Raw genomic sequence first — 23995 nt, forward strand, 5'->3', positions numbered from 1 at the left:
CGTCCTATTCGTTTCCGATTCTCAGGGATCAGGCGAGCATCGCCTGGATCGGTCCGAGCAGGAAGTAGATGACGAAGAGGGTCGATGATAGCCACATGAGCGGATGGATCTTCGCGGCCTTGCCTTTGGCGATCTGAATGATCACGAAGGTGATGAAGCCGACGCCAATACCGACGGACACGGAGTAGCCGAAGGGCATGAAGGCGATCGTCATGAACGCGGGGATCGCGATATCGGCGGACTTCCAGTCAACGTCAGCGACCTGCGTCATCATGAGGAACCCGACGAACACGAGAGCGGTGGAGGCCGCCTCGGTCGGAACCAGCTGGACGAGGGGCGACAGGAAGGTCGACAGGAGGAAGGCGATGCCGGTGACCACGGAGGCGAGACCGGTGCGGGCGCCCTCGCCGACACCGGCAGCGGATTCGATGTAGGAGGTGTTGGAGGAGACTCCGCCGACACCGCCCGCAGCCGCCGCGAGGGAGTCGATGAGGAGGATCTGGCGGGACTTCTCCGGGTTGCCATTCTCATCGAGGAGGTTGCCCTCGGCGCCGACGGCGACCATAGTGCCCATCGTATCGAAGAAGTCGGCGAGCATGAGGGAGAAGATCAGCAAGATGACGGCGATGACGCCGACCTTGCCGAAGGCTCCGAAGAAGTCGACCTTGCCGAGGGTGTCGAAGGTCGGCAGTGCCACCGGGGAGGAGGTCAATTCGGGGACCGACTGGCCCCAACCGGTGGGGTTGTCTTCAGACCTCATGCCGAGCTTGGTCACCGCCTGAATGATGACGGCGACGACGGTCGAGGTGAGGATCGAGATGAGGATCGCGCCCTTGACCTTGTGGATGTACAAGATGATGGTGAGGAACAGGCCGATGAAGAACACGAGCGCCGGCCACCCCTGCAACGAGCCGGAGATGCCGAGTTGGACGACGGTCGCACCGGCGCGGATGATGCCCGCGTCGACGAGGCCGATGAGTGCGATGAACAGGCCGAGGCCGACGGTGATCGCAGTCTTGAGTTGCTGCGGGACGGCGCGGAACACCGCTTCGCGGAAGCCTGTGAGGACGAGGAGGGTGATGAGGATGCCCTCCCATGCGACGAGGCCCATTGCCTCCTGGTAGCTCAGGCCCATGCCGATCACCATGGTGAAGGCGACGATTGCGTTGAGGCCGAGGCCCGCGGCGAGGGCGAGCGGGAAGTTCGCGACGACACCCATGAGGATCGTCATGATGCCCGCGACGAGGGCGGTGCCCGCAGCGATCCCCTGGACGGTAATGGAACCATCCTCGGGAAGAGCATTCCCGAGGATGGCGGGGTTGACGACGAGGATGTACGCCATGGCGAAGAATGTGACAAGGCCGCCACGAAGCTCCTGGCCGATGGATGATCCGCGTTCAGAGATCTTGAAGTACTTGTCAATGGACTGTGCGACCGCAGATTGGGATGAGGCGGTCATATTTTGAGTGCTCACGGGGTTAATCGTGCCGAAAAGCGGCACGCGCGCGCAAACCGGGTGATCACGGCCACGTTCGTTTCGCGCCCCGGGTGTTCATTGAGCACACGGCGATCATCAGCGCACTTCCCCGGCGGGGCGAGTCGGCGTCAATCCGCAGTAGAGGCGGGCATCGGCTCCGAATCAAGGGCGGCGTCGTTGACCTTCGAGGGGCGTACCGGCCAGGCCGTCCCATTCTTGGGAGTATCCGACTCCGAGTGGGCACCGCAGGTATGGTCGAGGCTGACGACACGACCGTCATCCGGGGCCCACTCATTCGCGCACACGCCGAACATCGTGCGCATGGACCCGGGCATCTTGATGAGGAAGCCGCAGGTCGAGCAGCTATTGCGCGGGGGGCGTCCCCGGGCGGGCCCCTGGTCCGACTTGTACCAGCGGGTCATAGCGGCTTGTCGTCCCTCCTGCGAGAGGACTCTTTTCCGGCCCAGCCCCACCTCGCGGACTTCGGGCAGGTCGAGTTCATCGCTGACATCGTGGATCGCCTCTTCGAGGCGGGAGTCGTCCGCGCGATACGGAAGGGCGTCGTCGCGGCTGAGGTCGCCGGGGCGCAGTCGATCCTCCCAGGGGATCCATTCGGGGGCCAAGAGGGCGCCCTCGCGGGGCACCATGTCAACCTCGCAGACAGTGGCGCGCTTGGAGCGCGGGACCCGGACGACGGTGACCGCCCATGCCCATCCAACGTAGCCGGGGTCGACGACGGCGAAGAAATGGGTGCCCAGGCGTTCGGAATCCATGACGAATCCGAGGTGTTCGCCCACGTCGCGCGGGTACGCGACCGCTTCAGCACTGTCGCGCGCAATATCGAGGGCGGACTCGAGGAGGGCGTCGGGTTTGGGGGTGCGGGTGCGCGCAGACTTCTCAGGCATCGAAATCCTCAGCAACAGCGCGCAGGACCTTCGCGATTTTAGCCGAACTGTCGGGGTACTTCCCGCGGCGCAGCGACACGGATGAGGCGTCGAGCAACTTGATGAGATCCTCGACCACGGGGATCATCGTCTCGGGCTTGCGCCTGCGACCATGGGCGACCGACTGAAGCTTTGGGAGGATACGAACAGACAGGGCCTGTGGGCCCTTTCGCCCGTCGGCTACACCGTATTCGACGCGGGTCCCCGGCCGGGGAGCCGGAGCGTCCTCGGGAAGCGCGGAGGCGTGCAGGAACACCTCGACTCCGTCATCACCGCCGATGAATCCGAAGCCTTTGTCGGCGTCGAAGAACTTCACCTTGCCAGTGGGCACAGCCTTCTCCCTTCTCGTTGAGAACCACGGCCGCTCTGGCCGATTGCGTCATGAACTGCCACCAGTCTACTTGTCCGCGCCCGAGCATGCCGCCCACAGTGCGTCTGTGCAGGTCAGAGTCGTGGGCCAACGAGGACGGGGTCGTAGGAGCGCGCTCCTACGACCCCGGGGGCATCCGGGCTCGGGCCTCGTCAGTTCTTATTCTTGAGGGCCTGGAATCCTACCTCGACCTGAGAGACGATGATCGGCTCGGCCGCCTTCAACTCGTCCTCGTAGGAGATCTGCTGACCGAGAGAGACCTCGGCAAGGCCGTCCCACTTGTCTGGGCAACGGCGTTCTCGGCATCGACGATGGAGTTCGTGTAGTCGCGGATGAACTGGTCACGCATTCTCTGCGGTCTTCCGCCTGATTGATGAGGGCGTTGATATCGGCTTTCGCGGGCCGGGGGAGTGCTCAGAGGAAGTCGAAGGGGTTGAAGTCGTCAACGTCGATGATGCGCAGGCGCGGCAGGGTCACCTGGAAGGCGTGGACGTCGTATTCGAGGTCTACGATCTCAAGACCCTTGTCCTCAAGATCGTGCAGCGCCGAGGCGAGGAACTCCTTGAAGCACATGATCGCGACGCGTCGACCCATGTCGAGGAGACGCTCGATATGCGGGGCGAAGTCCGCGTCGTGGCTGGCGAGGATGACCGCACCGGAGTCGAGTTCAGCGATCGCGTCCATGGTCCGTTGCAGGCCGACATCGACGACCTTGACGTCTTCGGGGCCCGACAGCGGGATCACCGAGTAGTTCATCGCGGTGAGCGCTTGGACGAAGCCCATCGGCAGGACGCCCGAGGAGCCGTTGAGGAAGAAAAGCCCCTTGGCAGGAGGCCCCCACAGTTTCTCCGCTCCTTCGAGGACCCTGTCCCAGCGGGGGCGCTCCTCCGGGTTGGGGCGCCGATCCAGGACTGACAGGCCGAGGGTCGCATCGATATTCTCGCCGTCGATGATCACATAGGTTTTTTCATTAGAGGAATAGTTGCTCATGCGTCCACTGTACGGCGCAGTGGGGCAAATGGGGAGTGCCTCCTCGGAATAGTTTCCGAGGAGGCACTCGCCTGGCTCACATGTGGTGGGCAGGCATCACTTGACGTCCTCGTCGACCCAGTCGAAGGTGCGGGTCACTGCCTTCTTCCACAACCGGTAGGTGCGGTCGCGCTCGGCCTTGTCCATCGACGGCGTCCAGCGCTTGCCCTCCTGCCAGTTGGCGATGACATCGTCGGTGCCGTTCCAGAAGCCGACGGCGATGCCGGCGGCGTAAGCGACGCCGAGCGCGGTCGTCTCGGCGACGACGGGGCGGACCACGTCACAGCTGGAGATGTCGGCCTGGAACTGCATGAGCAGTTCGTCGTGCGTCATACCGCCGTCAACCTTGAGTTCCTTGAGCGGGACGCCGGCGTCGGCGTTCATCGCCTCGATGAGTTCGGCGGACTGGAAGGCCGTCGACTCCTCGACCGCGCGAGCGATATGGGCCTTAGTGACGTAGCGCGTCAGGCCGACGATCGCGCCGCGGGCGTCGTCGCGCCAGTAGGGCGCGAAGAGGCCGGAGAAGGCGGGAACGAAGTAGACGCCGCCATTGTCCTCGACGGTCTCGGCGAGGGCGCCGATGTCCGAGGACTTGACGATCATGCCGAGGTTGTCGCGCAGCCACTGGACCAGCGAGCCGGCCACTGCCACGGAACCCTCGAGGGCGTAAACCGGAGCGTCATCGCCGAGCTGGTAGAGGACCGTGGTGAGCAGGCCGTTCTTGGAGAAGACGGGCTCGGTGCCAGTGTTCATGAGGGTGAAGCAACCGGTGCCGTAGGTGTTCTTCGCCATGCCGGGCTCGAAGCAGGCCTGGCCGAAGGTCGCGGCCTGCTGGTCGCCGAGGATGCCGGAGATCGGCACACCTGCGAGGAGGCCGTTCGGGCGCCCCACGCCGTAGACGGTGGAGGAGGACTTGATCTCCGGGAGCATCGACATCGGAATGCCGAAGTCCGCGCAGATGTCGTCGCGCCATTTGAGCTCGCGAACGTCCATGAGGAGCGTGCGGGAGGCGTTGGTCACGTCGGTCGCGTGGACACCGCCGTTAATGCCTCCGGTGAGGTTCCACAGGACCCAGGTGTCCGGAGTGCCGAAGAGGAGGTCGCCCGCCTCTGCGCGCTCACGGGCGCCCTCGACATTGTCGAGTATCCATTTGACTTTGGTAGCCGAGGGGTAGGTCGAGATGTTTTCGCCGGTGATCTGACGGTAGCGTTCGGTTCCGAGCGGGTCGCCGGAAGCGATCTCGCGGGCGATGTCGCCGGTGCGGACATCCTGCCAGACGAGGGCGTTATACACGGGTTCGCCCGTGTTCTTATCCCAGACGATCGTCGTCTCGCGCTGGTTGGTGATGCCGACGGCGGCGAGCTGCGTGGCGTTGATCTCGGCCTTCTGGAGGGCGGAGGCAACGACGGAGCGGACGGATTCCCAGATTTCAATCGGGTCGTGCTCGACCCAACCCGGATTCGGGAAGATCTGGGTGAATTCCTTCTGGCCGACGGCCACGATCTCACCGGAGTGGTTGAAGATGATCGCGCGGCTGGAGGTCGTGCCCTGGTCGATTGCCAGTACGAACTTCTCTTGAGACATATGTTTCAGTTCCCTTCTGTCTGTTCTCACTTCTTTGTGGTTCTAGGCAACGTGGGGTCCCGGGCGAGTCCGCCCGGGACCCCACATGCCTCAATCGGGTATTGACTATCAGGCGAGTCCGCTGACGAAGACGATCACGGTCGCTGCGATGGCGCCGAGGATCGGGCCGACGATCGGGACCCACGAGTAGGCCCAGTCAGAGCCGCCCTTGCCTTTGATCGGCAGGATCGCGTGGGCGACACGCGGACCGAAGTCACGGGCCGGGTTGATGGCGTATCCGGTCGGGCCACCGAGCGAATTACCGATGACGACGATGATGAGAGCAACGCCGAGCGGGCCGACTGCGGTCTCGGTGTAGCCCGATACGTAGACCCACAGGATGAGGACGGCAGTGCCGATGGCCTCAGTGAGGGTGTTCCATCCGTAGGAGCGGATTTCCGGACCCGTGGAGAAGACGCCGAGCTTGAGGGCCGGATCGCAGTCCTCGTCGAAGTGCTTCTTAAAGGTCAGCCAGCACAGGACGGCGCCGAGGAATGCGCCGAGGAATTGAGCGACGATGTAAATGCAGACATTCGCTGCGGTGACGGCTACACCGGGTGCGAGCTCGACTGCAGAGTCGAACATGTGGCCGACAACCTTGGCGATGGTGACAGCGGGGTTGAGGTGGCCGCCGGTGTCGTAGGCAACGTAGACGCCTGCGAGGACTGCGAGACCCCACCCCCAGTTGATCATAAGCCAGCCGCCTCCCTTGCCCTTGGACTTAGGCAGGAGGTTCGTCGCGACGACGCCGCCGCCCAGCAGCAAGAGGACTGTTGTGCCAAGGAATTCCGACATGAACAAGTGACCGGCGGTCAATTCATGCGGTGCCATGGGAAGAAGAGTTGCGAGCATTTTTCCCTATCTTTCTCCAGCGCTTCGTTGCGCCAAATCTTCGATGGTTTCCCACCATGTGGTGTTCCGCAGTCAGAGCGAACCCCGCCGTGCAGAACGAGACGACTCTATCGCACCAAACAATCTTTGATCTGTTATAACACCCGATGAACCGTTCATCTGGGTTCTATGCCGATGCGAGAGTCCTCCGCCGTGTACGACGAATCGATCCCTGACTGGACGTCATTCAGTATGCCAGCACTTGCACATCGACCCGGAACACTTGAACGTTCGTGCACGCAGGATCTGTGGCACCGGTCATATGCTTACTCAATTACCCTTATTCACCTGCACTTTCACTCCCTCCGTCTCCACGGCTTCCTCACTGTCACACAAGTGAACGCCTGTGCATGGCACACTAGAGATTGTGACGATTCGTGACGAACAGGCTCATGAAGCCGCATCGATGTATTACCTGCAGGGCCAGACGATGGAAACCATCGCCCGACATCTCGGCGTATCGCGCTCCTCCGTCTCCCGACTCCTGTCCTACGCGCGCGAAACGGGGCTCGTCCGCATCTCGGTGAGTGCCGCCCCTGGACTCAAGGGAACCCTCGCCGGTCAGATCTCAGAGATCTTCGGCGTACAGACCTCCGTCGTCCCCGTTCACGACGTTCACACCGAAGTCAACCGCCTCCACAACGTCGCCCTCGTCGCCGCCGAACGGCTCATCGATATGCTCAAACCCGGCGTTACGCTCGGCATCGCCTGGGGCAATACGACATCGGAGATCACCCGGTGCATGCCCCGCGTCTCCTTCCCCGGGTCCACAATCGTCCAACTCAATGGCGCAGCCACTGCCACCGAGTCGGGCATGCCCTATGCGGATGCGATCATTTCGCGCGCCGCCCGTGCGATCGGCGGGCGCATGGTCCACTTCCCCGTCCCCACATTCTTCGACTACGCCGAAACCAAGGACGCCCTGTGGCGCGAACGCTCTGTTCGCACCGTCCTCAAGACCATCGACAACTGCGATATCGCACTCTTCGGCGTCGGTTCGCTTTCTGCCCGCCTGCCCTCCCACGTGTACTCAGGAGGATTCCTCGACTCCGAGGAGATCGCCGCAGCCCAGCGCGACGGCGTCGTCGGCGATGTGTGCACCGTCCTCATCCGCGAGGACGGATCCACCGATATGGAGCTCAACGCCCGCGCCTCGGGCCCCTCTCCTGAGACCCTGCGCTCGATCCCCCGCCGCCTGTGCGTGGTCGCGGGAGCCTCGAAAGCGCTTCCCCTGCTCGGCGCACTGCGCGCCCGCGTCGTCACGGACCTCGTCCTCGATGACGGCGCCGCCCGCGAGTTGCTCGACCTGGTGCGCACCCGCGCCTCCCAGGCGAGGATCCGCCAGCGATGACCTTCCACATCCGCAACGCGCGCCCGATGGACGTGCGCGCCATCGCCGAACTCGTTCGCCCCTACACGATGCGGCGCATCCTCGTGATCAAAGAACTCATCGACTACTTCGAGGACATCCAGGAGTTCATGGTCGCAATCGATGACGAGTCCTTGCAGATCATCGGTTGCGGCGCCCTCCACGTCATGTGGGACGACATCGCAGAGATCCGGACCCTCGCCGTTTCACCCGAGTACCTCCATTGCGGGGTCGGCGCGCTGCTGCTGCGCGGCCTCGTCGATCGCGCAACAATCCTCGGCCTCACAAGGGTCTTCTGCCTCACCTTCGAGGTCGACTTCTTCGCGCGCCACGGCTTCTACGAGATCGAGGGGACGCCCGTCGGCGAGGACGTCTTCCTGGAGATGATCCGAAGCCATGATGACGGCGTCAAAGAGTTCCTCGACCTCGCCTCGTACAAGCCGAACACCCTGGGCAATACGCGCATGATGCGCGATCTTGAGCCTATGCGCCCCGGAGGGACTAGTCCGCCCGCACGCCGCCCTCCAGGAGGCGTTCCATCCCCGCGATGAGGACATCGAGGTCGAAATCGAATTGCTCCTCGGTGCCTCCGGCGCGGTCGGGCACGAGGTCGGGGTGGTCGCCGAGGACAACCTCGCGCAGCAGCGGCAGCGAATGGGCCTCATCGGACTCGAAGAAGCGTATCCTCTCCTCCGTGTGAGATGCCAGCACCCCGTTGCGCCGGTCTTTCCTCTTCGCGTCGAGTCTGCCATTGAGCGCGGCGACGTGCGAGACGAGGGCGATGGAGCGCACCGCGGTCTCAATGTCGAACCCGGCATCGACGAGCACCCGGAGGACGTGCTCGACGGGGCTAAGGAAGTGGGCGGTAAGCGATGGGATCGACTCGATGTAGTGGGAGAGGGGGCCGATCGATGTCACCGCACGCCTCATGGCGTGAGCGAAGACGACGAGAGTCTCCTGCCAGGGGGTGGAGGGGTCGGGCAGTTCGAAGTCGTCAACGGCGGCGCGCGCACGGTCCTCGGCGATGAGGCGCATGAATCCGTCCCTGCCGCCGACGTGGTAGTTGAGCGCTGTCGGGTCGACACTGAGGACTTCTGCGACCGCCTGCATGGTGAGTCGTTCCGCAGGAATATGCCGGGAGGCGTCAACGATTTTCTTCCGGTCGATGCGCGCGGGGCGCCCCTTCAACCGATGTGTCGAAGCCGCCCGAGTGGCTTCATTGTCAGCGGGCAAAGTCATCGAATCCCCTCTCCTCTCCTGCCCGCCCACACTAGTCATTTTTCTCCTGATCCTGAAAATCAGAGGATCCTGCCTAGTGGAAGGAGAAGACCGGCGGGAATACGAGCGCGACGACGGCCGCCCACGCGGCGAAGACCGGAAGCGCGGCGCTTTGCCACTGCTGCAGCGCCGAGGGGCCCGCCCCGCATGGTCCGCCCATAACCCCACAGCGCCCACAGTGACAGGGCGTCGACGATGAGCACGCCCGCGCGAACACCGTGAAAAGCACGATCGCCTTGACCAGGATGAGGTCGCCGTCGAAGGTGATGAGCACGCCCCGGTCGGCATTGACGGGATTGGAGGTGAGGGACGCGACGACGAGGATGCTCAGCAACACGGCGGTCACGACTGGTGTGAAGATCGCGGAGAGACCCGGGCCGTCCGTCCTCCTCGGACAGCATCAGGCGAGTTGTAACGCCCGCTAGGAGGCCGAGGAACAGGGCGAGCGGCAGATGCCGCCACAGCGGCGAGCCAATGGCGGGCAACCATGAGCGCCTCATCGGAGTTGAGGCCGACTCATTGCGCCAGGCTGCGACGAAGAGTTCGAGCTCCTCCTAGTCATCCATCGCTCGTGCCCACCTCGCGGCACGCTCGGCTCAGAGCTTCTTGACGAGCGGGAAGGTGATGGTCTCACGGATGCCCTGGCCGGTGAGGGCCATGAGCAGGCGGTCGAGCCCCATGCCCATACCGCCCGCCGGGGGCATGCCGTACTCCATCGCCATGAGGAAGTCCTCGTCGAGGACCATCGCCTCCGGGTCGCCCTCGGCGGCCGCGAGCGCCTGAGCCTCGAAACGCTCCCGCTGGATGACCGGATCGACGAGTTCCGAGTAGGCGGTCGCCAACTCGAAGCCGCGCACGTACAAGTCCCACTTCTCGACGATACCCGGCTTGGAGCGGTGCCCGCGGGTCAGGGGCGAAGAGTCCTCCGGGTAGTCGCGCACGAAGGTCGGCTCCCACAGGTCATCGCCGACGGCGGCCTCGAAGATCACTTCCGCGATCTTACCCGGCCCCCAATGGTCGGCAACATCCTCGCCGAGCTCCTCGGCGATGCGGACGAGTTCATCGCGCGGGGTATCCACGCTGAATTCGCGGCCGAGCTTCTCGGCAGTCGCCTCGAACATGGAGATCTGCTTCCACGAGCCCGACAGGTCGTAGGCGGATCCATCGGCGAGGGTGACAACCTCTGTACCCAAGGCCTCGCGCGCGGCCTGTTGAATGAACTCGCGGGTGCGGATCGCCATCGTGTCATAGGACCCGTAGGCCTCGTAGGCCTCGAGCATGGTGAACTCGGGGCTGTGCGAGGAGTCGGCGCCCTCGTTGCGGAAGTTGCGGTTGATCTCGAAGACCTTGTCGACGCCGCCGACAACCGCCCTTTTGAGGAACAGCTCCGGAGCGATGCGCAAGAACAGGTCCGTATCGTAGGCGTTCATGTGGGTGGAGAAGGGACGTGCGGCGGCACCTCCGTGGAGGTTCTGCAGCATCGGCGTCTCGATCTCGACGAATCCCGCGGCGTCGAAGTAGGAGCGCAGAGACTTGACGACGGTGGCGCGCAGACGAACCATGTCGCGCGCTGAGGGCCGGACGATCATGTCGAGGTAGCGGCGACGCACGCGCATATCCTCCGACAGGCTCATCTCGGTGCCGTCCTCAGCGGTGTAGGCCTTAGGCAGAGGGCGCAGCGACTTCGCGGCGAGCCGCCAGGCGGGAACGGGGTCGCCCTCGTCGATACCGGGGGTGAACAGACCCGCCGGGGCGACGCCAGGGCGCGCCATGACAGATAGTTCGCCGCGGCGTGAGGAGATGACGCGCCCGTGGACGAAGAGGTGGTCGCCGAGGTCGACATCCGCCTTGTACGCGGCGAGGGAGTCGGCACCGACTTCCGCGGCGGAGAGCATCACCTGGATGCGATTGCCTTCGCCGTCCATGAGGGTCGCGAAGCAGAGCTTTCCGCCGTTGCGGGCGAGCATGACCCGCCCGGCGATCCCGACCTCGTCCTCGGTCTCCTCACCGGTCTCGAGGTGCGAGTAGGCCTCGCGAACCTCTTTGATGGACGAGGTGATGGCGAGGACGACAGGGTATGCCTCTGAGCCGTCGGCGAGGAGGCGGGCACGCTTTTGGGCGCGGACGCGGACCTGCTCCGGGGCGTCATCGACGTCGTGGGCACTGTCTCGGTTCTTCTGCTCTTCAGTCACACTCCCATGGTACCGGCTCGGCGAGGACGATCTCCTCGCGCGCATCCCTGATCCTCCATACTCCACGAGCGCCTCCGTGGTCGAGGCGTTGCAGTCCCCACACCTGCGAATATACAGAACCTATCGGTAGGCGCGAGAAGCCTCATGGGTACACTGTGCGCGTTTCAGCAGGTTGAGGGTTCAAGTCCCCTCGCCTATGAGCGCCGCCATGCGGTTCATCTTCCACTGTAGGGTCTTCCCCTTCGATGTAGGGTGAGGACCAGTGCCGCCGCGTTTAACGACCATGCGCGGTTCTCCGACGAGGATCCGCCGGTCGCACGAATTCAACGGCTCCGAATACATGAGGTGATGAGTGACTACCGTCAGTACTTTCAAGATGCATGCCACCCTGTCGCTGCTGCGGCGCACGCTGCGACGAGCGACGCAGCAGTTGCGCCGTACCCCCGCGTCCACTGCTGCGGCGGTGTCCATCCTCCTCGCCTCCATCGCGGCCTCATACGGCGCTTTCTTCGGCGAAGGGCTCGGAGCCACCGCCGGTCACCCGGATCGCCTGTGGGCCCTCGTCACCTCTTTCTGGTCGGCGCCCACATGGTACGTCGGCCTTGCACTCGCACTCGCCTTCGTCGTCATCGGTGGAATCATCGAGGCTGCGATCGGCGCGCGACGATGGATCACAGCGGTCGTCCTGTCGGGCATCGGAGGAATCCTCATCACCCAGGCAACCGATATCGTCTTCCGCTACATCAATGCGGAGTGGGCGCAGTCGGGGACAGAATCGACTCCTCTCAATTCTGCAGCATTCGGACTCATGGGCCTCATCTTCACGGGCTCCGCATGGATGCAGGTCCTCGGGCGCAGACGCCTGCGGGCCTTCCTCCTCGCCGCTCTCGGGGTCCTCGTCGCCTTCGGCGGAGCGCCTCAATCGACAGGGGCTCTTGGCAGCGCACTCATCGGATTGATCTTAGGGATTGCGCTCGCGCCCCGTGGGGAGAACACCCGCTCCTTCATCGGGACCCGCCACCGCGGCCGCTCAATCGTCGCCCTCGTCATCGTGACCCTGTCAGCGGGGAGCGTCCTCACCATCGTGTCTGCCCAGGCCGTCGGCCCCCTCTCCTTCGCCGCCCTGGGCATCATCCCGACCGACTTCACCGTAGACGCGCTCATGCAGTTGTGTTCAGAAGGCGACGTCTCTCAATGCGCCCGTGCCACCAATGCGCTGCGCACCGAGGGCGTGGCACCGCTCATCATCATGATGATGCCGTTCCTGCTGCAATGCGTCCTCGCCTGGGGCGTTGCACGGGGGCGCCGGGTCGCGGCGATCGCCACCCTCGCCCTCCAGACGTTCTTCGCCCTGCTCGCGCTCGCCCGCCTGTTCCTCTTCACCGAACCCGTCTTCATCTCTGAAGTCGCGCTTACTGAGGTGGAGATCGCCCTCCCTGAGACGACATTGTCGCAGGTCCTGTCGGCCGTCATCATCCCCCTGTCGCTCATCGCCCTCATCGTCTGGAATCGCAAGTGGTTCGCCGTGCGCACGCCCAGATCCGTGCTCGTGCGCAGCGGATCGATCATCCTCGTCACCGCTGTGGTCATCGGCGGAGTCGTCATTCTGCTGGGGCTCAATGCACCGCAATCGACGATGCCTGAAGCGACCACATGGCTATTGGCCTCGAACTACGCTGCCCGGATTCTGCCGCCCACAGCTTTGTCGCTCCTCACCCCCACCCTTCTCCCCGTCACGTGGATCGGACGCCTCCTCATCGAATGGGCCCCCATTCTCACGTGGATGACGACGATCGTCGCGGCCCTCGCCACTGTCATGGCGTCTCCGAAAGTGCCGAACGCACCGACGGCGGAGCGCTCGCCGCGAGACTTCGTCGCAACAGCGCGGTCCGGCTCCCTCGGCTGGATGAATACCTGGCCGGGTAATGAGCAGTGGATCTCAGCCGATGGCAGCGCCCTCATCGCCTACCGGAGGGTGGCAGGCGTCGCGCTGACCATCACCGACCCCGCCGCGCGTCCCGAGAACTTGCATCGAGTCGTCGCCGAGTTCGCGACCTACGCGACGTCTCATTCGATGATTCCCGCACTGTATTCCGTGCACGCCAACACGGCTCGCGTCGCTCATCAACTCGGCTGGACGACGATGAAGGTCGCCGAGGAGGCCGTCATGGACCTGCCCGCTTTGGCCTTCACCGGCAAGAAGTGGCAGGACGTGCGAACCGCCATCAACCGTGCCGCGAAAGAGGGGATCACCGCCGAGTGGACGACGCTGGCCACCTGCCCCGAGGGCGTACTGGACCAGATTCGGGCCATCTCATCGGCGTGGGTCGATGAGAAGGCCCTGCCGGAGATGGGTTTCACACTCGGCGGCATGAACGAGATGGCAGTCGAGGAGACGCGGCTCTTACTCGCGAGGGACGAGGAGGGGACGGTTCACGCCGTCACGTCCTGGCTTCCCGTCTATAACGAGGGCGAACTCATCGGCCTGACCCTCGATGTCATGCGCAAGCGCGACGGAGGATTCCGCCCCTCGATCGAGTTCCTCCTCGGGAGGGCCGCTCTGGATGCCAAGGAGGAGGGGTTGCAGATCCTCTCCCTGTCGGGCGCCCCACTCGCGCATTCGGGTCTCGCCGCGCGCGAACCGGACCTTGAGGAGTCGGGAGCCGAGCGTTTCGCCCCCGTCCTCGATTATGTCGGGTCCCTGCTTGAACCGGTGTACGGGTTCCGATCTTTGCTGTTCTTCAAGAAGAAGTTCCAGCCCCGGTTCGAGCCGCTCTACCTCGCCGTCCCGGATATGCTCGACATCCCCACCGTGGGGATCGCGATTTCGCGATCCTACCTGCCCGATATGAGCCCCGCTGATGCCGCGCGGTTCGCGCGCACGCTCCTCGCGGAGGAGTAACCGCATTCTCAGCGCGACACCTGAATCCGTCCGCACGACCATGATGGGGAGCACACGCCGACCGGGCGCCCCGGTGGTAGCGCCACAGGCACGCCCCCCGATGAGACGCGCGCCTCGATCCACAACAACACGGCTTCCCGATTCACAGGAAGGTCTGCAGATCCTGCTGCAGATGCTCCAGGTTCGTGTAGAACGACTCCGCCCGATTGACTGACAGCAGAATCGCCACCGACCCGACGAGGACGGGCAGGAGCACCATCATGTATCGAACGAGGAACATGGCGACGGTGCGGGGAATCGACGTCGGGATCGCGACATGACGCATTCCGCTCAGTTTCGCAACAGCTCCGGTCTTCGGCCCCACCCATAGGGCGGCGATGACGAGGAGCAGGCCGCCGACCCACCAAACTGTCAGTGTACCCCAGCCCTGCAGGGAGAAAGGGCTCGGCGGTCGATAATCCAAGGATCCGCCGTGAGCGTCCGACTGCGCCGCATCCCCGGACTGCGGTCCGGACTGCGGACCCGATTGCGGCCCCGACTGCGCGGAGGTTTCGGCGGCCTCGCCCCGCCTCGCGGACTCCGCCTTGGTCGCGCCCTGCGCCCACCATTCGAGCGCGGTCTTCAACTGATCGGCCCACACCGTCCAGGAGTGCCCCCCTACTTCGTCAACATGAGTGACGACCTCGTCCTCGGGTCGCCCCTTGCCGGTCACATTGGCGATGAGTTGCAATGAGAGTTCCTCCTCCTTCGTACCGGCGAAGTACAGGTGCTGAGGCTCGCCCTGGAGGGAGGAGAGCATATTCGACACCGTGAAGTCCCGTGCCGTGGTTCCCCCGGCCCAGGCGAGCGCCCCGAGACCAGGAGTATCGAAACCGCCCATTGAGATCGCCCCGTAGAACAGGCCCGTGTGGCGCATTGCGAGTACGGGTGCACAGTAGCCGCCGGCCGACGCGCCGGCCATTATCCACCCTTCGCGGTGAGTGTTGAGGTTCGGGAACGTCGAACGCAGGACTCGCACGAGATCGTGGGTAACAAACGTTTCGATCCTCGGATACCCCTCGACATCGACGCAGTTCGGTTGGGCCCCTTCCATGGACACGTCCGGGACGACCAGGATCATCGGACGGATTTTCCCAGAAGCGCGCAGTTCGCTGTAGGTATTCGCAAGGTCGAGGGCGGTGATCGGCCCCTTGTCCGTCCCGGGATATCCATGGTTGAACATCACGACATCGTGAATCTGCGACGAGGCGGGATCATAATCCGGCGGCGTCCAGATCGTCACTGACCGTGTCAAGCCGGATTCGCTTCCGGAGACCATCGCGGTGAGTTCGCCAGTCCCCGGGTCCGTTTCGAAGTCCACCGCCAGCGAGGGGTCCGGAGCGAGCGAGCTCGGCAGCATGTCCGTGTCGTCCTCGGCGGTGCGCGTTGCTCCATCCGGGCGGGTGTGTGCGGGCGCGTCGGCACCGGTTTCCCCTCCGGATTCTTGATCCTGCGACCCGGACTGGGATACCGAATCAATCGGGGGAAGAACCTGTGAAGCCCCGTTGTTGGGCTTCGCGCCGGTGAGGAGCCCGACGACGTCACTCGTCGTGCGCACCCAGGATCCTCCCCGATTCACAATGAGCGCCATTGATGTCGTCGCCATCGCGGCCGACACGACGAGGGCGAGTAGTGCCCCGATGGTGGAGCGCACGGTTCGGCGACGCCCGATGGCCCATGCCGTGACGGCGATGAGGACCATGGTGGCGAGGATGACCGAGCCGATAAAAGACAGGGACTGGATGTTCACAACGAGACGCTTCCCTTCATCCGACGGATCCGTTGCTACGAGTGCAACAGTCTATCCGAATGTACGACCGCGCCCGCGGGGCGGCCGATGCGAGCCTCAGCGCCCCGCGGATTTCAGGTTGAGTTCGCGGGCCCGTTCCGAGTCCTCGGGCACGGCGCCGATGCTGCCGCCCCGTTCGACGAGGCGATTCTCCGCATCGACGAAGACGACCGCCGGAGTCCACGACGACACCCGCGACTCGGGCACCTGACAATACGCCATGATGATGACACGATCACCGACACTGACCAGGTGCGCGGCCGCGCCATTGAGCTGGACCACCCCCGAGCCGCGCTCCCCCGCAATCGTATACGTCGTCAACCGGTTGCCATTGTCAACGTCGGCGATATCGACCTGCTGCCCCTCAACGATATCCGCGGCATCAAGGAGATCCGCATCAATCGTCACCGACCCGACATAATGCAGGTCCGCACCGGTGACGGTCGCGCGGTGGATCTTCCCCTGAACCATCGGGCGCATGACTTCCATCCGCATCGTCTCAGCCACGGTATGCCTCCATAAGGAGGGGCAGGTTGTCGATGAGCCTGGTCGTCCCGACCTTTGCGGCGACGAGGAGGCGGCATGCTCGCGCGCCTGCGACCATGGTGGCGGGACGGGCGTCCTCGGGACTCACGAGGTCGACGCCGGGCGTTCCGGCGAGGATGTCGACGGTCCCCTCGTCAACGAGGGCAACGTAGTCGATGTCGATCCCCCCGGCGGCGTCGAGGACAGCAACGACTGCTGCGACGACCTGCCGGGCACTCGCGCCTCTGGACGCGGCGCCGCGACCGGCTTCGAGGCCGCGCGAGAGGTCTCGGGCGCGAACGCGCTCTTCCTCCGACAGATAGCGGTTGCGACTCGACAGCGCGACCCCGTCCTCGTCGCGCACGATCGGCACGCCCTCGACGCGGACCGGGATATCGAGCTGGCGGAACACGGTGCGCAGCACTGCGAGCTGTTGAAAGTCCTTCTCGCCGTAGACGGCAACGTCGGGGCGTACGAGTCCGACGACCTTCGTGCACACGAGGGCGACACCTGCGAAGTGCGTGGGCCGCGTGACCCCCTCGAGGACCTTCGCGACAGGGCCCGGGTCGATGGAAACGGCAACGGGCTCGGGGTAGACCTCATCGGGAGCGGGAGCCCACACGAGGTCGCAGCCGACATCTGCGAGCGCCGCCATATCGGCGTCGAGGGTGCGCGGGTAGATGTCGTAGTCCTCACCGGGGGCGAATTGTGTCGGATTGACGAAGATCGACACGATGACATGGTCGGCGAGTTCCTGCGCGCGCCTGACCAACTGCAGGTGACCCTCGTGGAGGGCGCCCATCGTCATGACGAGGGCGCGCGGCCCCGGAAGGGCGTCAAGGGCCACGGCGAGTTCGTCGCGAGTACGGGCAAGCACAGGTGTCATATCCCTATTGTGCTGCGTTCAGGGGGCCGAATACACCCCGACATGGTCGATGTCACCCTCGGGTGAGCGTCTTCACCCCGGGCATAGTCGCGCCCGTCACGTCGCCGAGTTCTCGCCGTCGAGAAGCGCCACTTCGATTGCATCCGCGCCGCGCTCTGCGAGCCGCCCCTGAGCCGCCAGAATGTGCACGAGATCTCGGGTGGCGCGCGCATAGGCCCGCGCCGCTTCCTCCTCGCCCGCATCAACGAGGGCGGACATGTGCGTCTTCACCGCCGCCGCATCAATACCCGCGACAGGGGGCTCGATCGCGCGGACCCCCTCGTCGAGCACCCGGTCGAGAGTCATGTGCAGCAGTGCCGCCATGATCGTGCCCGGAGAGTCGATGCCCGCGACTTCGAGGGCACCCGCGGCGGTGACTACGCCCGCCATCATGGTGTTGGCGCCGAGTGTGAGCGCCGCGTGACAGACGGCTCGCTGTTCTTCGCCGACGACGACGGGTTCTCCGCCCATTTCGACCACGAGGGCCTGGGCGATCGGCAGGAAAGGGGCGGGCGCGGTGATGACGAAGGGCGCTCCCGTGAGGCGGTGAACATCGAGGGACCAGCCGGTGAACGCCATTGACGGGTGAATCGCCAAGGGGATCGCGCCTGCCGCCTGGGCGCGCGCAAGAATCGACGTTCCATACGGCCCCGCCAGGTGGATGACGATCTGGCCCATCTGCCAGCGCCCCAGGTCGGCGAGTCCGGCGACGAGCGGCTCAATCTGCTCGTCGGGGATGGCGAGGATGATGACTTCGCAGCGCTCGAGGACTTCGTCGACGCTCGCCAGCGGAACGCCCGGCAGGACCGCTTCTGCGCGCTCGCGGGCATCGTCGCTGTGGGCATTCACGGCGACGATCGTATGCCCAGCGGCGCGCAGGGCAGCGCCGATGACGGGGCCGACGCGGCCCATGCCGATGATCCCGACGCCGAGGCGCCCCTGGACGGACGTCATAGCCCCGGCTGCCCTTCCCCGACCGGTTGGGCGCCCGTTGCCCGTAACACCGCCTCGACAGCAGACTGTGCGCCCAGCCGCGCTTCCACCCGCTGCATCCACCGTTCCGGCGGCTCAGCGGCGCGCTTGACCCGCGACTTGATGCGGAGTTCTTCGACAAGGCGAGCGCCTTGGACGGCATCGAGGTGGCGCGCCGTTGATGGGGTGGTCCCCCGGACGATCTGGGCGTGCACATTGACGAGGTCGAGTAGCCGTTCCAGAGGACCCTGCGTCACCCCGATCGATTGGAGGCGCTCGACGGGGATGAAGGAAGCGTCCCTGTTCAGCCACCCATCGCGGATGACCACACATGTGTCTGTGAGTGCCACGGCACGTCGGTCGCGAACCAGACAGTCGAGGAGTGTGCGGGCGCGCTCGGAGATCGGGACGAACCCGAAGCCGTCGCCACGCCCGTGCAGGGCGGCTGTGAGGAAATCCTGAGGCTCGGCGACTCCGAGGTCGCGCACGACGAGCCACAGCGCGAGCTCGGCATCCTCCCGGCTGCCGACGGGCAGAAGGACCTGTGCGGACTGGGAACTGTTCGCATCAGCCCCCTCCTGCCCTACGTATCCGGCCTGGGTGATCGTCACCCGGTACCAACCGAATGCGCGCCACAACCAGGACTGGTGGATGCGAACCGCGTGGACGCGGCGCGGCAGGATGGTCTGTGAACGCGTGTCCGTCAATCCCGAACGCGTGCGGATCCCGTCAGGGGAGACCGCCGCAGTGAAGCTGAACTCTCCTGCGAAGCGCGCCCATATGAAGGAGACGAATGCAAGAGGAGCCGCACTGAGCGGCAACAGGATCACCAATCCCCCGATGCCTCGCATGATGATGAAGACGACGCCGCTGATGACCGCTGCCAGGACGATGAACAGTCCGATGATCATGCCGAGCGAGGTGACAATCGAGCCGAGGAGTCGTCCGACGGACAGCGTGTAGAGGACGCGTTCGGGCGCCTCCGCCGCTCTAGGTTCGACAACGGACACCGCAGCTGCGGTACGCAAACCGTCCGCGCTCGCAGTGCCAAGAGCGGGCATGGATGCCGCGGGATCGACATAGACGCCTGCAGCGCGGGCGAGGATCTCGGCGCGAAGGGTCTCCAAGTGCGCAGTCTTGAGGTACCCGAGGCTGAGATTCGACCTCGGGCCGCCCGCGACCTCGATATTGAGGCGTCCCAGTCCAGCAATCCGCCCGAGCAGCGGATGGACGATATCGACCGCCTGAATCCGTTCGAGGCGCGCTTGCTTGAGAGTCCGCTTGAGGATTCCGGAGCGGTAGTAGACGCCCACGTCGGTCACAGCGAAACTCGTCGCCCGCCACGACAGCCACGAGAAGACGGCGACGATGAGAAGGAAGCCGAGCACGGAGCCCGCGACGAGTAGGACAAGAGTCGTAATGCCGAGGGAGTGGGAAAAATCGGAGTCGAGGAATCGGATGAGGTACTGCGCGTTCTGCACCGCGACGATGGTGACGAGGAGGACCAGCGCCTTCCACGCATTGACGACCGGAGAGATCGGGTGGAGCTTGCGCCACTGGGAATCGGGGATGCTCCCCTCCGCGGCGCGGACCTTCGCGGCGGATGCCTCCCCATAGTCGCGTGATCGGGTGTCGGCGCGATTCATAGGCCCGCCAATTCCGCACTGCCTCGCTCTACGAGCATGTCCCTCAGCCGCGCCGCCTCGCCGGAGGGGACGCCGTTGAGGATCGCATTGGTCACCGGTGATGCCGTGTGGAGGCGCAATTCGGCGACATTGAACATGCGGGCGATCGGCCCTTCAGAGACCTCCACGTATTGGATGCGCCCGTAGGGGATGAGGGTGAGATGCTTGAACATGATGCCCTTGCGGATGAGGAACTCGTCCTCGTTCAGTGCGAAGCCCATGGCGCGTACCTGTCTCACAACGATCCACACAGACCAGATCAGGAGCGCTGTCAGCGCGGCTGTTGCGATCCACAGCCACTTCGTGAGCATGATCACGCCAATGAGTGACGCGGTGATGAAAGGGATGAACACAATGAGCTCGGAGATGACCCGGACGGTCGCCAGTTTCGGGGAGACCGGGCGGAATACAACGCCTTGAGGAGCCAGTGGGTCTGTCATGTCCTCACCTTTCAGATGTCATTGTGCCGATCATCTTCTCATACACCGGCAGTCGACACGAGAATGCTCCATTACCATCGAACATTCAGCAAACGTCCAGTTTCAGCTGGCAGGATTAACGTATGGTACGCACTGCAACCGAAGGAGAGGCGACTCTTCTCGTCGTTGATGATGAGCCCAATATCCGGGATCTTCTCGCATCCTCACTGCGATTTGCAGGCTTCGACGTCCACACGGCCGAGGACGGGCAATCCGCCTATCGACAAGCCATCGAGAGGGCCCCCGACCTCATCGTCCTCGACGTCATGCTGCCCGATATGGACGGATTCACCGTGACGCGGCGCCTGCGTGAAACCGGGGTGACGACACCCGTCCTCTTCCTCACCGCACGCGATGATATGCGCGACAAGATCCAGGGCCTGACCGTCGGCGGTGACGACTATGTCACCAAACCATTCGGCCTCGAAGAGGTCGTCGCCCGCATCCGCGCGATCCTGCGCCGCACCATCGGCTCCGAAGAGGACGATGGAAAGCTCCGCGTGGGGGACCTCGTCATTGACGAGGACGCCCACGAGGTGACGCGCGCCGGGGTCGACATCGACTTGTCCCCCACCGAGTTCAAACTCCTGCGCTACCTCGTCATCAACGAGGGGCGGGTCGTGTCGAAAATACAGATCCTCGATCACGTGTGGGAGTACGACTGGGATGGGGAAGTCGCGATCGTCGAGTCATACATCTCCTACTTGCGGCGCAAACTCGCCGTCGAGGGCGCTTCGGGGGAGCTCATCCACACCAAGCGCGGCGTGGGCTACATCCTGCGCGCAGAGGACTGAGCCGTGAGGGCCGGCTTTTTCGGCCGCCTCCTCGTCATCTGGGAGAGGCGCCCCCTGTCGACGCAGCTCGTGACACTCATCACCGCTCTCCTTGCGCTCGGCCTCGTCATGGCGGGCACCGTGATGGTCGGCCTGCTCCAGCGACATCTCGTCTCCCAAGTGGACGAACAACTCGTCAGCGCCGCCGAGTCGATGATCTACGCGAACAAGGCGACGATAGAGCCGGGCGAGACGGGCTTGCCGACGCTGTACTTCATCCGCCAGACCTTCGTCGGTTCCAATCCTCCCATCTACTACTACTATCCGGAGACCCTCGCGGTCTCCGGCACCCCCGACATCCCGGATCTGCTCACTATCAATGATGTGCCGCAGGAGGGACTCGGGATCACCGCAGCGGTGACGGTGTCGTCGAATCTGCCCGGGTCGACGTGGAGGGCAGTGTCCCTGCCTTTGAGATCATCGGCCACTCACAAGGTCATCGGCATCACCACGATCGCCCTGCCTCTCACCGACGTCCAGCGAACCCTGCGCACTACCGCCGTGTACTTCTCGATCGCCGCCCTCGTCATCGTGGCCGTCGGCGGATACCTCGGGCACTGGCTCGTCAAGCGCTCGCTCAGCCCACTGCGCTCCATTGAGTCTACTGCGGGCAAGATCGCGGCTGGGGACCTCACGCAGCGCATCGATTCTCCCCCGGCGACGACCGAAGTCGGCTCACTCGCTCTGTCGCTCAACGCGATGCTCACCCAGGTCGAACAGTCCTTCGAAGCGCGGCAGAACTCCGAGCGGCGCATCCGGCGCTTCGTCTCCGACGCCTCGCACGAGCTGCGGACCCCCCTAGCGGCGATCTCCGGGTACTGCGAGCTCTACTCGATGGGAGGCGTCCCTCAAGACCGAGTCGAGGAGGTGATGGGGCGCATCCGATCCGAGTCGACGCGCATGTCGGCCCTCGTTGAGGACCTCCTCACCCTTGCGCGCATCGACGAGGGGCGCCCATTGGAATTCACAGACGTCGACCTCGTCCAGATGGCGGATAACGCCGCCTTCGACCTCCAGGCGCTCGACTCGACGCGGGGTGTCGCCGTGCGCTCCCTGTCGGGCCACAATCCGCCGATGACCCTCGTGGCGAGGGCGGACCGCGACCGCATTCAGCAGGTGTTCACAAACCTCATCGGCAATATCGTGCGCTACACGCCGGAGGGATCCCCCGTCGAGATCGCCCTGGGACGGGACTCGGATAGGGCGGTCGTCGAGTTCCGCGATCACGGGCCCGGGATCGCCGACGCCGACCGGAGCAGGGTTTTCGAGCGCTTCTATCGCGCCGATTCATCGCGCGCGCGCTCGCACGGCGGCTCGGGCCTCGGCCTCGCCATCGTTTCCGGTATCCTCACCGCCCACCACGGAAGCGCGAAGCTGTCGAAGACGAAGGGCGGTGGCTTGACGGTCCGCATCGAGCTGCCCCTCAGCGATGAACTATCCGCGAGATCGTCGTGGAATCCCGATTCGGAGCAGGCCATCACGAAAAAGGGGGCTGAGTTGCGCGAGCCGTGAGCGATTCCTACGCATCGCCTCCGTGGCGCACATTGAGCGGGGCTACTCGGGGGTGATACGCACCACCAGAAGTGCTAGTTTCAAACCAAGTGACTAGCATTGCGCGGGTATTCCCTACACCAGGAGAGTCAGCATGGGTGCACAAGCACCTCAATGGTTGTTCAGTTCCTTCACCGACTCCATGCAGGAGATCGGTGCGACGGCCTCTGCCGCGCAGCTCGACGCTGAAGGACGGGACCTCGTTGCACGCTGGTCCGATCCGGAGCGGCGTCTTCACAACACGCGGCACCTCATCAATGTGCTCGCTCATATCGACGAGCTCGCCGCGACGGCGCACGACCCGGATGTTCTGCGGATCGCCACCTGGTACCACGGTGCCTCCCTCAATCGATGCCTCTCCGTCAAACTCGCCGGAGCGGACCCCGTGTCCTCGGCGGGCGCCTGCATCGAGATCACACGCGAGCACCTCACATCGCTCGGAGTATCAGAGGACGTGACGAACCGCGTCTGTGAACTCCTGTCCTTCCTCGCGCGCCATCGCGCACCGCGCTCCGACCTCGATGCGCAGGTCCTCGTCGATGCGGATCTTGCGATGCTGGCCGTGTCCCCCCAGGAGTACAAGAAGTATCGTGAGAGTCTGCGCAATGAGCTCTCCGACGTGTCCGATGTGGACTTCACGCAGGCCAGGCGCCTCGTCGTCAAGAAGCTCCTTGCTTTCGACTCGATCTACCAGTCGCCCTTGGGCGAGACCTGGGAGTCGGCTGCGCGCTCGAACCTCGAAGTGGAACTCACTCGACTCGACGCCGCCCTGAGCGCTTCCGGTGCGGCGCCGAGCGACGATGAGGAGACCGTCGAGGACGATCCCGCCGATTCGGTGTCGGATGAGGATGTCACCGCGACGGGGACCCTTATCATCAAGCGCCGCCAGCTCAAGAAGAATGTGTGCGCTGACCGAGAAAACGACGAGTTGACGTCGACCGGCGTTCTGCCGGTTCTCGCCCCCCTCGATGAGGATGCCGTCCCAGCGAAGGAAGAGGACTCCTCATCCTCCCTGGAGATGGCGATCGAAGCGCTCGACCTGCCGTCGACTCCCGCGAAGTAGCGGGTTGTGGACGGCTGCTCCGTCCACAAGGTTGCGGCATCCCTTCTCTCCATCCACAG

At 64.4% G+C, this 23995-nt stretch carries 22 protein-coding genes; 7 read left to right on the forward strand and 15 right to left on the reverse strand.

Features of this window, described 5'->3' with window-relative positions:
- Positions 1-28: 28 nt before the first annotated feature.
- From BQ7471_RS06670 to BQ7471_RS06680, 3 genes are all read right to left on the reverse strand, one after another.
- Complete coding sequence (locus BQ7471_RS06670; RefSeq protein ID WP_076466227.1) at positions 29-1474, reverse strand: NCS2 family permease; 1446 nt, start codon at positions 1472-1474, stop codon at positions 29-31.
- 131 nt (positions 1475-1605) lie between these two features.
- On the reverse strand, positions 1606-2382 hold the full coding sequence (locus BQ7471_RS06675; protein ID WP_076465111.1) for a DUF3027 domain-containing protein: 777 nt from the start codon (positions 2380-2382) through the stop codon (positions 1606-1608).
- Complete coding sequence (locus tag BQ7471_RS06680) at positions 2375-2752, reverse strand: cold-shock protein (protein WP_076465113.1); 378 nt, start codon at positions 2750-2752, stop codon at positions 2375-2377. The genes BQ7471_RS06675 and BQ7471_RS06680 overlap by 8 nt, the downstream gene beginning before the upstream one ends.
- 98 nt (positions 2753-2850) lie before the next feature.
- Here BQ7471_RS06680 and BQ7471_RS06685 point away from each other — a divergent pair, with 98 nt between their 5' ends.
- Entirely contained in the window at positions 2851-3117 is a 267-nt protein-coding gene (locus BQ7471_RS06685; RefSeq protein ID WP_129583370.1) for a hypothetical protein, read from the forward strand.
- Positions 3118-3205: 88 nt separating this feature from the next.
- Here the strand turns inward: BQ7471_RS06685 and BQ7471_RS06690 are convergent, their stop codons facing one another.
- The 3 genes from BQ7471_RS06690 to BQ7471_RS06700 form a co-directional block, all read right to left on the reverse strand.
- A complete protein-coding gene (locus tag BQ7471_RS06690) occupies positions 3206-3781 on the reverse strand; it encodes an NYN domain-containing protein (RefSeq protein ID WP_076465116.1) in 576 nt (191 codons plus the stop codon).
- A gap of 96 nt (positions 3782-3877) precedes the next feature.
- Complete coding sequence (gene glpK, locus BQ7471_RS06695; protein WP_076465117.1) at positions 3878-5404, reverse strand: glycerol kinase GlpK; 1527 nt, start codon at positions 5402-5404, stop codon at positions 3878-3880.
- A 108-nt stretch (positions 5405-5512) separates the two neighbouring features.
- On the reverse strand, positions 5513-6295 hold the full coding sequence (locus tag BQ7471_RS06700; RefSeq protein WP_076465119.1) for an MIP/aquaporin family protein: 783 nt from the start codon (positions 6293-6295) through the stop codon (positions 5513-5515).
- Between the two features lie 445 nt (positions 6296-6740).
- Here BQ7471_RS06700 and BQ7471_RS06705 point away from each other — a divergent pair, with 445 nt between their 5' ends.
- Positions 6741-7685 (forward strand): sugar-binding transcriptional regulator, encoded by a 945-nt coding sequence (locus BQ7471_RS06705; RefSeq protein ID WP_076466228.1) that lies wholly within the window; start codon positions 6741-6743, stop codon positions 7683-7685.
- Positions 7682-8254 carry an amino-acid N-acetyltransferase gene (locus BQ7471_RS06710; RefSeq protein WP_083663292.1) on the forward strand — a complete coding sequence of 191 codons (573 nt, stop codon included), beginning with the start codon at positions 7682-7684 and terminating at the stop codon, positions 8252-8254. The genes BQ7471_RS06705 and BQ7471_RS06710 overlap by 4 nt, the downstream gene beginning before the upstream one ends.
- On the opposite strand, the gene BQ7471_RS06715 is transcribed toward BQ7471_RS06710, so the two are convergent.
- From BQ7471_RS06715 to BQ7471_RS06725, 3 genes are all read right to left on the reverse strand, one after another.
- Entirely contained in the window at positions 8205-8942 is a 738-nt protein-coding gene (locus BQ7471_RS06715) for a TetR/AcrR family transcriptional regulator C-terminal domain-containing protein (protein WP_076465121.1), read from the reverse strand. The two genes, BQ7471_RS06710 and BQ7471_RS06715, sit on opposite strands and share 50 nt — an antisense overlap.
- Before the next feature lie 73 nt (positions 8943-9015).
- Positions 9016-9327, reverse strand: a complete 312-nt coding sequence (locus BQ7471_RS11130) for a hypothetical protein (protein ID WP_076465122.1) — start codon at positions 9325-9327, stop codon at positions 9016-9018.
- Between the two features lie 250 nt (positions 9328-9577).
- On the reverse strand, positions 9578-11218 hold the full coding sequence (locus BQ7471_RS06725; protein WP_083663294.1) for a lysine--tRNA ligase: 1641 nt from the start codon (positions 11216-11218) through the stop codon (positions 9578-9580).
- A 307-nt stretch (positions 11219-11525) separates the two neighbouring features.
- Here BQ7471_RS06725 and BQ7471_RS06730 point away from each other — a divergent pair, with 307 nt between their 5' ends.
- Positions 11526-14075, forward strand: a complete 2550-nt coding sequence (locus tag BQ7471_RS06730; RefSeq protein WP_129583372.1) for a phosphatidylglycerol lysyltransferase domain-containing protein — start codon at positions 11526-11528, stop codon at positions 14073-14075.
- A gap of 142 nt (positions 14076-14217) precedes the next feature.
- Here BQ7471_RS06730 and BQ7471_RS06735 read toward each other — a convergent pair whose 3' ends face one another.
- The 6 genes from BQ7471_RS06735 to BQ7471_RS06760 all read right to left on the reverse strand — a co-directional run bounded on the left by BQ7471_RS06735 (position 14218) and on the right by BQ7471_RS06760 (position 20450).
- Positions 14218-15864: an alpha/beta hydrolase gene (locus BQ7471_RS06735; protein WP_076465125.1), complete on the reverse strand. Its 1647-nt coding sequence runs from the start codon at positions 15862-15864 to the stop codon at positions 14218-14220.
- A gap of 96 nt (positions 15865-15960) precedes the next feature.
- Positions 15961-16392: an aspartate 1-decarboxylase gene (gene panD, locus BQ7471_RS06740; RefSeq protein ID WP_076466231.1), complete on the reverse strand. Its 432-nt coding sequence runs from the start codon at positions 16390-16392 to the stop codon at positions 15961-15963.
- Between the two features lie 10 nt (positions 16393-16402).
- Positions 16403-17314, reverse strand: coding sequence for a pantoate--beta-alanine ligase (panC, locus tag BQ7471_RS06745; protein ID WP_076465127.1), 912 nt, complete (start codon positions 17312-17314; stop codon positions 16403-16405).
- Between the two features lie 96 nt (positions 17315-17410).
- Entirely contained in the window at positions 17411-18307 is an 897-nt protein-coding gene (locus BQ7471_RS06750; RefSeq protein ID WP_076465128.1) for a Rossmann-like and DUF2520 domain-containing protein, read from the reverse strand.
- Entirely contained in the window at positions 18304-19971 is a 1668-nt protein-coding gene (locus BQ7471_RS06755) for a PH domain-containing protein (protein WP_076465130.1), read from the reverse strand. Before BQ7471_RS06755 ends, BQ7471_RS06750 begins: the two co-directional genes overlap by 4 nt.
- Positions 19968-20450 carry a PH domain-containing protein gene (locus BQ7471_RS06760; RefSeq protein WP_076465131.1) on the reverse strand — a complete coding sequence of 161 codons (483 nt, stop codon included), beginning with the start codon at positions 20448-20450 and terminating at the stop codon, positions 19968-19970. The genes BQ7471_RS06755 and BQ7471_RS06760 overlap by 4 nt, the downstream gene beginning before the upstream one ends.
- A gap of 122 nt (positions 20451-20572) precedes the next feature.
- Between BQ7471_RS06760 and BQ7471_RS06765 the strand changes: the two genes are divergently transcribed.
- The 3 genes from BQ7471_RS06765 to BQ7471_RS06775 all read left to right on the forward strand — a co-directional run bounded on the left by BQ7471_RS06765 (position 20573) and on the right by BQ7471_RS06775 (position 23936).
- Positions 20573-21283: a response regulator transcription factor gene (locus tag BQ7471_RS06765; RefSeq protein WP_076465133.1), complete on the forward strand. Its 711-nt coding sequence runs from the start codon at positions 20573-20575 to the stop codon at positions 21281-21283.
- Positions 21284-21286: 3 nt separating this feature from the next.
- Positions 21287-22834 (forward strand): sensor histidine kinase, encoded by a 1548-nt coding sequence (locus tag BQ7471_RS06770; protein ID WP_076465134.1) that lies wholly within the window; start codon positions 21287-21289, stop codon positions 22832-22834.
- Positions 22835-22967: 133 nt separating this feature from the next.
- Complete coding sequence (locus BQ7471_RS06775; RefSeq protein WP_076465136.1) at positions 22968-23936, forward strand: HD domain-containing protein; 969 nt, start codon at positions 22968-22970, stop codon at positions 23934-23936.
- Positions 23937-23995: the final 59 nt, after the last annotated feature.

It is taken from the genome of Actinomyces mediterranea (assembly GCF_900155595.1).
GTDB classification, from domain to species: Bacteria; Actinomycetota; Actinomycetes; order Actinomycetales; family Actinomycetaceae; genus Pauljensenia; species Pauljensenia mediterranea.

Bases quoted from the DNA above. Each gene is read 5' to 3' on its own strand.
- BQ7471_RS06675 (WP_076465111.1), bottom strand. From the start codon at position 2,382: ATGCCTGAGAAGTCTGCGCGCACCCGCACCCCCAAACCCGACGCCCTC.
- BQ7471_RS06690 (WP_076465116.1), bottom strand. From the start codon at position 3,781: ATGAGCAACTATTCCTCTAATGAAAAAACCTATGTGATCATCGACGGC.
- glpK (WP_076465117.1), bottom strand. From the start codon at position 5,404: ATGTCTCAAGAGAAGTTCGTACTGGCAATCGACCAGGGCACGACCTCC.
- BQ7471_RS06700 (WP_076465119.1), bottom strand. From the start codon at position 6,295: ATGCTCGCAACTCTTCTTCCCATGGCACCGCATGAATTGACCGCCGGT.
- BQ7471_RS06705 (WP_076466228.1), top strand. From the start codon at position 6,741: ATGTATTACCTGCAGGGCCAGACGATGGAAACCATCGCCCGACATCTC.
- BQ7471_RS06710 (WP_083663292.1), top strand. From the start codon at position 7,682: ATGACCTTCCACATCCGCAACGCGCGCCCGATGGACGTGCGCGCCATC.
- BQ7471_RS06715 (WP_076465121.1), bottom strand. From the start codon at position 8,942: ATGACTTTGCCCGCTGACAATGAAGCCACTCGGGCGGCTTCGACACAT.
- BQ7471_RS06725 (WP_083663294.1), bottom strand. From the start codon at position 11,218: ATGCGCGCGAGGAGATCGTCCTCGCCGAGCCGGTACCATGGGAGTGTG.
- panD (WP_076466231.1), bottom strand. From the start codon at position 16,392: ATGGAAGTCATGCGCCCGATGGTTCAGGGGAAGATCCACCGCGCGACC.
- panC (WP_076465127.1), bottom strand. From the start codon at position 17,314: ATGACACCTGTGCTTGCCCGTACTCGCGACGAACTCGCCGTGGCCCTT.
- BQ7471_RS06750 (WP_076465128.1), bottom strand. From the start codon at position 18,307: ATGACGTCCGTCCAGGGGCGCCTCGGCGTCGGGATCATCGGCATGGGC.
- BQ7471_RS06755 (WP_076465130.1), bottom strand. From the start codon at position 19,971: ATGAATCGCGCCGACACCCGATCACGCGACTATGGGGAGGCATCCGCC.
- BQ7471_RS06760 (WP_076465131.1), bottom strand. From the start codon at position 20,450: ATGACAGACCCACTGGCTCCTCAAGGCGTTGTATTCCGCCCGGTCTCC.
- BQ7471_RS06765 (WP_076465133.1), top strand. From the start codon at position 20,573: ATGGTACGCACTGCAACCGAAGGAGAGGCGACTCTTCTCGTCGTTGAT.
- BQ7471_RS06775 (WP_076465136.1), top strand. From the start codon at position 22,968: ATGGGTGCACAAGCACCTCAATGGTTGTTCAGTTCCTTCACCGACTCC.